The sequence below is a fragment of the Azospirillum endophyticum genome (assembly GCF_016595245.1).
Taxonomy (GTDB): Bacteria; Pseudomonadota; Alphaproteobacteria; order Azospirillales; family Azospirillaceae; genus Azospirillum; species Azospirillum endophyticum.
Genome location: NZ_JAENHM010000038.1, coordinates 21,081 through 29,169, shown reverse-complemented (window position 1 = coordinate 29,169; position 8,089 = coordinate 21,081). Strand labels below are relative to the sequence as shown.

Here is an 8,089-nt window from a genome sequence, read left to right as displayed (position 1 = left end):
ACCGCCTGATCCTCAAGGAGGTGTGGGGCGGTGAAACCGACATCCAGTATCTGCGGATCTATATCCGGCAGCTGCGCCAGAAGATCGAACCCGATCCGGAGCGGCCCTGCCACATCCTGACCGAGACGGGGGTAGCTATCGGCTGCGAGCGCCGGACTGATACCGGCGTTCATCGATGATGACCGTCGGGATTGCCGCACCACCGCCACCTGCTTCATCCGTTCAGGTCTTCGATGACGGCCCGGACGCGGCGTCAGCGGGAAGCAGGCCTTGCGCACGGGCGCGATCCAGCAGGTTCTTGACCGACGCCGCCGCCCAGCTGTGCCGGCCCCTTGGCGTGCTCTCCCGCATCGCCTCCAACTGGGCGCCGATCGCCCGCAGCGACAGCTTCGGGTTCGCTCGGGCGATGCCGGTGACCAGCACCATCAGCCGGTCGTCGCCGCGCACCGCAGGCGCCTTGTCGAGCAGCGCCCGCTCGGCCAGCCCTTCATCGACGAAGGCATGGACAGCCCGGCGCAGCCGCTCGGCGGTCCAGTGTCGGCCGGGGGAAAGCCTGGCGTTCACCGCCCGCGTCACTGCCGCCCAGGAACGGGTCGGCCGGAGCCGCCGCACGGTGGGCAGCCACTCCTCCGCGGTGCGGGTCAGTTCCAGCAGGTAGAGCTGGCGCTGCCGCTCGGCCAAGCGCCGCGCCGTCGCCGGGTCTCCCTGCTTCAGCTTGGGATTGCCGCCGACCCTGCCCCGCGCCTTAGCCGCCGTCAAACCGGCCCGCGTGCGCTCGCGAATAAGGGAGCGTTCGTATTCGGCCACGGCGCCCAGCATCTGCAGCACCAGCGTGCCGTGTGGGCTGGCGGTGTCAATCGGGCTGGTGAGGCAGCGGAAATGGCAGCTGCGGCCGCGCAGATCCTCGATCACCTCCAGTAGGTGCGACAACGAGCGGCCGAGCCGGTCGAGCTTCCAGATCACCAGCGTGTCGCCGCGGGTCAGGCGGGCGAGCGTCCGTGCCAGCTCCGGCCGGGCCCGCGAGGCTCCGGAGGCCTTCTCCTCAAAGATCGCGGCACAGCCGGCGGCGCGTAGCGCGTCGATCTGGGCGGCGGTGGTCTGGTCGTCGGTCGAGACGCGGGCGTAGCCGATGAGCGCCATGACGGATTCCAGGGGGGCAAGAGAGGTGAACGCACACTTTGTAAAGTTTATGGAGATGCAAGTAAACGGTCGTTTCAGCGCAGGCCATTTTCTTTACAGCGGCTCGTGGGAGTGGGGCCGGTGGAGCTGGGGTGCCTCGCTCCTGCCGCTCGCATCCGTAGCCAACCGATGCCACGCGACAAGACGCCAAACCGGCCCCTCGCCTTGTGCCTTGTGAACACGGCTGCAGTGGAAACAGGTCGCGCTGGGACAGCGCCATCACTGCTCACAATTGTTCACGTGTTTTCAAGGGGGTGAAGCCGCCGCCGCAGCTGGTAGGCGGACTTTTCGCATGAACCGCCAACATTTCGCATGAACCGGTTGGCAGAACGGTGCCTGAAGGGAGCCCAAAGCACCGGAAATCCGACTTTTCGCATCAACTGCCTGACAGCGACAGCCATCGGATGTTGATAACGCCCTGATAACTGTCATTACCAGGACGTTATCAAAACCTGGTTTTCTGGATGTCCGATGTCGATGCAGTTAGCGATGATCACTGCAATTGCTTATCTTGGCATGGCTTTCCCGGAGCCGCGATGATTCTCCTCTCCTGTCTCCCCGCCCTGCTCGCCGCCGAACGCGCGCTCGGCCGCCTCGATCAGGCGCTCGCCGACCCGGCGCGGCGCCGGCGCCTCGTCGCCGATGCCGCCCGCCGCTCTGCCGCCGCCGTGATCCGGCTCGACGGCCACCGCCTCGACGCCCACGACTTCCAGCGCGCCCTGGCCGCGCCGGAGCACGCCCAGGGCGAGGCCGCCCGCGCCGCCCTGCTGGTGCCGCTGTTCGCCCAGTTGCCGGCCGGCCTGACCGCCACCCTGCCGCCGGGACGCCCCCCCGTCCGGCCCGTGGTGGTCGCGGCCAGGGAGGCGGACCCGGGAGACGTCCTGGCCGCGGTGCGCGCCTCGATCGCCGCCCTGGAGGCGATCGAGCTCGAGGGTGGCGAAGAGCCAGAAGACGTTGATGGTGACGAGACCGCTGTCGTGTCGCCGCCGTTGACGCCCTGGACCCGGCCCTGGCTGGACGAGTTGCACCGGCGCTGGAGCGTTGCTCAGGGCGGCCGACCGGTCGGCCTCGGCGAGGCCCGCGCCGCCGATGCCGGTCCGGCGCTGGAGGCGGTGGCCGAGGCACTGGATGCCGCGCCCGGCCTGCTCGGTGCGGCGGCGGCGATCCGCGCCCTGGCGTTGCGGCCCGACCCGGGAGCGCCGGAGCGCCGTGGCCAGGACGACGATGCCGAGAGTGCCGCCTTGCGGGCCACCTTGCGGGCTGTGGTCGCAGCGGAACGGCCGCCGACCTCCTGGTGGAGCGTGGTGGTGTGGCTCGCCGCCCCCGACTTGGTCCGTGGTGCCTGCCACCTGCATCACGCTTGGCCGCCGCTGACGGCAGCGCTCGCCCGCGACGTCACCGGCTACCGCCTTGCCATGGCCGGGACGGAGGGCGCTTGGACGCGCTGGGTTCTCGAGGGCATTCCCGAACTGGTGGCGCATGAACTGGAGCGGCTGCGCCACCTCGATCTGCTGCAGGAGCATTGGGAGACGCGGCTGGCCGCCACGCCGCGGCGCAGCAACTCGCGTCTGCCTGACTTGCTGGACTGGTTGCACGACCGTCCGGCCTTCACCATCAGCCGGGTGGCGGCCGAATTGAAAGGGCGCTGCGGTCTGTCGCTACGCGGGGTGCATCTGCTGGTGGAGCAGCTCGCCAAGGCCGGCGTGGTGCGCGACATCGCCGACCGCGGCGGCGAGCGGGTCTGGGCCTGTGAGCTCAGCTTCCTGCTGCTCGGCCGCTGAGCAATTGCACCGCCGCACTCCATAGGAACCATCTAGACCCACGTCACTGACGGCAATGAACCGGCCGCATCTCCGCCCTCTTTCTCGCGGGGATACGCCACTCCGGCCGCTTTCCTTCGGAACCCTGGCCGGCTTCATCGGTATCTGCACCTCGGTCGCAAATTCCTCGGCTATGCCTTCTGGGCCGGGCCGAGGGGAGAGGTTCGGCGGAGAGTCGCCGACAAGGCGATCACGGCGTTCAAGGACCATATCCGCGACTTGACGCCCCGGCTGGTCGGCGGCGACTGCCCGCTCGACGCGGTGAACGCTGACATCCATGCCGAGCTGCGCACCCGGCCCTACGACCTGGTAGCGGTCGCCAGCGGTTGGCACCGCCGCACCCGCCCCTATCTCGCCCCGGTGCTACGGGCGGTGCGCCCCACTGGCCCCGCGCTGCCCGTCCTTGGCCCGTCCGACCAGCTGCTGCTCGCCACCATTGCCTACCCTAGCAGTTACCCCAGCGCGATCTGGAGCGTCTGCTCGGCTGCACCGTCGATGCAGATGCCGTCGGCCGCCTGCGCGGTGGGGCAGGGCTGGTGGGGCCGGGGCCGCGCAGCCCGCGTCCGGGTGCCCCACTGACCTTCGTGACCACCGACGCTTTCCTCGATCAGTTCGGCCTGGAGAGTTTGGCTGACCTGTCCGACTTGGACGACCTGCGCGCGATGGGGCTGGCTGACACCGGTGTGCTCAACGGCACCCTTGCCGGCGCGTTAGTCTTACCGGAGTCCGTGGCACGAGCGCCGCTCCCCCCGGCCCGGCGGCAAACCCGACTGAGTCCAGCGGCCATCGACCCCACCGGTCCGCTGACGGAGTTGAAGGAGAAGCAGACGCTCTCCGTAGTCCGCAGCTTGGTTGGTTGGCACTCTCACTCTCTTCGCCCTTCGTCGGCTCTACCCGCCCAGGGGGGTACCCGACCTTCCAGCACGCTCTGATAAACCTCTGTACTGCCGGCTGACGCATCAGTGGAGGGTTTCGGAACGCTGAACTTGACCCCCTCGGCGCTGCCAGTGCCTTTCACCGTCTGCACGATTTTGCTCAAGAACGCTGTGCGTCTGCGGATCTTCTCGAAGGCATCCTCCGCGCGGATGATCTCATCAATCTCCCACTCTTTTGCCTCCGGGAATTGCGTCGCCGCGTAACGCCACTTTCCCCGGCGTCCAAACTCCTGCAGTCGCATCTTCCGCTTTGTCTGCGGTCCGTAGAACTCCAGAACCGCCCACGCACACCCTACTCCTGATGCCAGTTGTCGGATGTACGGCAGATAGCTTCCCCACTCGCTTCGCTGAGACCTGTCTCGGGCCTCGAAGTGCGCGTAACGCACTTGCGCCTCCACCGCCTTCGCTTCCTCCAGCAGGCGCTGCTGGTCCTGCGCAATGGCTGTCAGGATCGCCCAGTACACGGCTTCGCTTGGCATTGGTTCGGCTCCCCTTCACGTTGGCTCGTTACCCCCCTCCCTCACTCCATATTCTTATCTGTATGGAGCAAGGGATGGTCATTCCATACACGGAATTTCGGAGGAGGTTATCCCATACACAACCGTCGCGGAACAGTACCGTATGGAATTTGCCGCACGCGCGTAAATCGACACGATCATTTTGATGCCAGCATAGCCGCCGCTACTGCATCATGCTCTAACGCCTACTGCATCCGACGGTGTCGAAAACGTCTCCGCCAGTAGCGCCATGCAGCGTCGTGTTTATCTACCTCCACGATGTTCGACAGCGTGTTCCACGGCGGGCTTCAATCCGCTGACAGACACTCACAACGCATCCGATCCGCCGCAGTTTGTGCAGCCTGACAACACCCAGCGCTATACGGCAACGATGTTCTATGTGTCATCCTCTCACCTCGCCATTAGGTGCCCGGCACGCCGGGACACGGTAAAAACAACGTCGCGACCCATGCCACATGTGCGTCACATGCAGCTTTCTGTCCGCTCCTTTTGAAGTCGTGTGGAGTCCCGCATGCATCTCCTTTGGTGTTGACCTTTGAAGCAATTGCGACCGACTGACATCGGCTATCGTGCCAGAAAGGAGAGCCTACCGCGCCCGCTGGTGTCGTGAATGCCGTCGCAATGGAGGCATTCGCCGGGCTGTTGTCCGGACCGTATATGGGCCTTGTGTCGCGCCGCTTTGTGAGTTTTGTGTGTGCCCAGTTGTCACCAATGCTGCCTTGTGCCACGGTCCTCGTGCAGCGGTGCATCCTCGCGATCATATCCCTGTGTCATGTTTTCCATGGAGACGTTGCGCACAGGCCAGCATCAGTCGGCTGCCGGCCGCGTCGTATAGGTCGCCGCGGATCACTGCATCATGCGGAACTGCGTGTGAGCATCCGCTGAGTGCCGTGGTCAGGCAGCTTCCGCCTGCTCGCGGATTGCGTTCCATATCCAGGGCAGGAGTTCGCGCAGGCGGGTTTGGGGCATGTCGTTGATGCGCGCCAGCACGTCGGCGAGCCACGCCTGGGAATCGACATCTTCGAGCGTCGCCGTGGTGATTGGGCCGTACATGGGCACACAGCGACACCAACCGGGTTTGCGCCAGGACCGCTTTACGGTCTTACGTTTCATTCACGCCGCCGCGACAGGGCGTCGACCGGTGCCACTGGCGGCCTCAGACGGCGCTGCAATGACGACGCCAAGCGCGCCGCTCTCGGGAGCGCACGGGGCGCTCTGATCAATTCGCCTTATGGAGGCGAACCAGTTCTATGCGTCCGTGGTCCTGCACGTTCCATGTCGCGCTCACGCTCTCATTCATTGCGCGACGAGGTGCGAGTCACGCCCCTGCCGCTCCCAGATGCGTCGCGAATGAGGGTGAGACGCGGCGCCTTGCACGGTCACACAGAGTGCAAAGCAGCGGTGCTTGCCGGTTTTTCCCAAGGCGGTTTTACATTTTCGCGCCGTCATTCATGACGCAGCGATAGCGCGCCCACCAGTGCCACTGGCGGCGTCCGATCACGCCATCATGGCGACACGAGGCGCGATGCACTCGGGGGCGCACGCGGCGCTCTTGTCGATTTGTCTTGCGACGGCTAAGCAACTCAGCGCGTCCGCGGTGCTGCACGTTTTCGTCCCACTTGTGCGTTCACACCCTCTCGCCACTGCATGGCGGGATAAGGATTGTTCACGTCCGAGCGACCCCAGGGTTGGCGGTCCGTTGGGTCACCGACTAGATTGTCATGTCGTCGTAATGTGCACTATCGGGCGATCTTCCCGGGGGGACTTCGCGGTCAATCGCGTCCTATCCTACCGCTCAGTGGAACACAAAAAACGGTGCGAGACGCATGCCAGCCCGCAGACACCATGTTAAACTCACGGTGATTGGTGAAGCTGCCAACCAACTCCGTCATTTGCCGCCGAAAGAGCCGGAGAGCGTGCCCTTACGAGAGGCGATTGAACGACTTTGCCCTGAGATCAAAGCAGCGCTAAGCAGTGGATACTCGCTCAACGACGTTGTCGAACTCCTCAACAGCATTGATGACGTCTTCACAAACCTTTCCGTCAGAACGGTTCGCAAATACCTCGACAATGATAGAGCGGTTGGCGAAACGTCTCAATCACCATCATCTGGCCGGCAGTCGCGCAGGTCTGGCACCAGACCACAGAGTCACGCCAGCAGGACGCGGTCCTCAACTTCATCCGAGCAACAGGAAAGCACCGGCAGCTCCGGGCTACCTAGCGCATCCGCCATATCGTCCACTTTGGCCAACTGCACACCATTGGAGGCTGATACTGCCTCCGAAACGGAGAAGGTTACCGGCGCGCCAGTCTCTCCGCTTGGAGCCTCTACACGGCTCCCACCGCCGTCGTTATCAGAGCAGTCGCGTTTTCAAGTTGCTGTCTCACCGTCATGCCAACATGAACCTAAGGGCAATCACAATGGGGCCTCCATAGAAAACGCCGCATTCTGGGAGGCAATGTGATGTCTAAGCTGGACTTTGGCAAATATTCGAACTCTACGCTGACGGTGCGAGATACCGCCAGATGGCGGGAACCATGCTGAAGTGCTGTCGAGTGTACGTCAGCGTTGGGGTTGCAGAGCAATTTCGACTTGTTACGGAGCTGGTTGCATATTGAGAAAATCCACGTACACCGCAGGATCTCAAGGATTCCCGTACTCCATGCCCGCTTCATAACGGCCAAAGTCGAGCTAAGAGGCTCGTTCTTATCATCAGGGACACATCGGTCCAGCCCGACCGCACGCCAGCTCAGTGGCGTGTATGGGGTGGTCAACGACGCAGTGCCCTGCAGCGCTCTTTAACCTTTCCTGCGCGGGCGCTCTGTCAATCCCAGGTTGAGATGGAGGGATGGCTTTGAACCGGCCGAACACAGGTATAAGCACGCACCGGATAGCCGTGAAGATCAGCAAAGAGTAGAGCAGATGGAAACTGAGCCTTGGTCCGCCAATCTCAATCAATGAACAATCAAGGTAAATAAAACTGATGAACTAAATAGAAATAATTAAAAGTAACATCAAAATACTTATGGTAAATATTTTCAATTTATCCTGGATTGTCACCTCATTTGATAAATAAAAAGCTATACTCTTGAATTCATTGGGAATTTTGTCATAAAATCTGTCGATATTGACGTGATTTTTGTGTATAGATGTATTTATATTATCAGGAAATTCTTTGAATTCAACATGAATATTGTCTTCAAATCTCTTAAAACGTCCATCGAGCTTAGCCTCGGTAAGCTCCATCCGGTGCAGAATGGTCTCAATGCCCTTCTTAATCTCCTTAATGTCAGAATCCATCGGCTGCCTCCCCATTGCTTCCTGTTCAAGCATAGCCTTCAATGCCTCAATATAGACATCCGTGTTCTCAACGCCAGCTCTCCAGAGAGGCTGTGAATGGACCGTCGTGGCGGGCATGGCACCTAATTGTCAGGTTGCGGAACGTCCGGCTGCCTGCGCGGGACCTCAGCGCCGCCGCAGGCGGCCGTCCGGGCGGCAGGAGTGCTGTGGTCCTCGTACCATGCCGAGATTTTGCGGGCAGGCCGAAGGAGGCTACAGTTCGTGATCCCGGAGATGCCTGCCATGTACGGCACGTGCGGTCGACGAGCGGAACCTTTACTACCTGTGCACGGGCAA

6 protein-coding genes and 1 pseudogene are annotated in these 8,089 nt (G+C 62.7%); 3 read left to right on the top strand and 4 right to left on the bottom strand.

Features of this window, described 5'->3' with window-relative positions; all coding sequences use genetic code 11:
• The first annotated feature begins 20 nt into the window (after positions 1-20).
• Positions 21-179, top strand: a complete 159-nt coding sequence (locus JHL17_RS13210; RefSeq protein ID WP_345773801.1) for a hypothetical protein — start codon at positions 21-23, stop codon at positions 177-179.
• 43 nt (positions 180-222) lie between these two features.
• On the opposite strand, the gene JHL17_RS13205 is transcribed toward JHL17_RS13210, so the two are convergent.
• Positions 223-1,140, bottom strand: a complete 918-nt coding sequence (locus JHL17_RS13205) for a recombinase family protein (protein WP_200193794.1) — start codon at positions 1,138-1,140, stop codon at positions 223-225.
• Between the two features lie 575 nt (positions 1,141-1,715).
• Between JHL17_RS13205 and JHL17_RS13200 the strand changes: the two genes are divergently transcribed.
• Positions 1,716-2,960: a hypothetical protein gene (locus JHL17_RS13200; protein WP_200193792.1), complete on the top strand. Its 1,245-nt coding sequence runs from the start codon at positions 1,716-1,718 to the stop codon at positions 2,958-2,960.
• 258 nt (positions 2,961-3,218) lie between these two features.
• The gene (locus JHL17_RS13195; protein WP_200193790.1) at positions 3,219-3,578 is read left to right on the top strand and encodes an SMC-Scp complex subunit ScpB; all 360 of its coding nucleotides are present in this window, start codon (positions 3,219-3,221) and stop codon (positions 3,576-3,578) included.
• 286 nt (positions 3,579-3,864) lie between these two features.
• On the opposite strand, the gene mobI is transcribed toward JHL17_RS13195, so the two are convergent.
• The 3 genes and pseudogenes from mobI to JHL17_RS13180 form a co-directional block, all read right to left on the bottom strand.
• The gene (gene mobI / locus JHL17_RS13190; protein ID WP_200193788.1) at positions 3,865-4,413 is read right to left on the bottom strand and encodes a conjugative transfer protein MobI(A/C); all 549 of its coding nucleotides are present in this window, start codon (positions 4,411-4,413) and stop codon (positions 3,865-3,867) included.
• A gap of 933 nt (positions 4,414-5,346) precedes the next feature.
• Positions 5,347-5,511: pseudogene (locus tag JHL17_RS13185) on the bottom strand (transposase domain-containing protein); the annotation flags it as partial.
• A 1,930-nt stretch (positions 5,512-7,441) separates the two neighbouring features.
• On the bottom strand, positions 7,442-7,870 hold the full coding sequence (locus JHL17_RS13180; protein WP_200193786.1) for a hypothetical protein: 429 nt from the start codon (positions 7,868-7,870) through the stop codon (positions 7,442-7,444).
• Positions 7,871-8,089 lie beyond the last annotated feature (219 nt).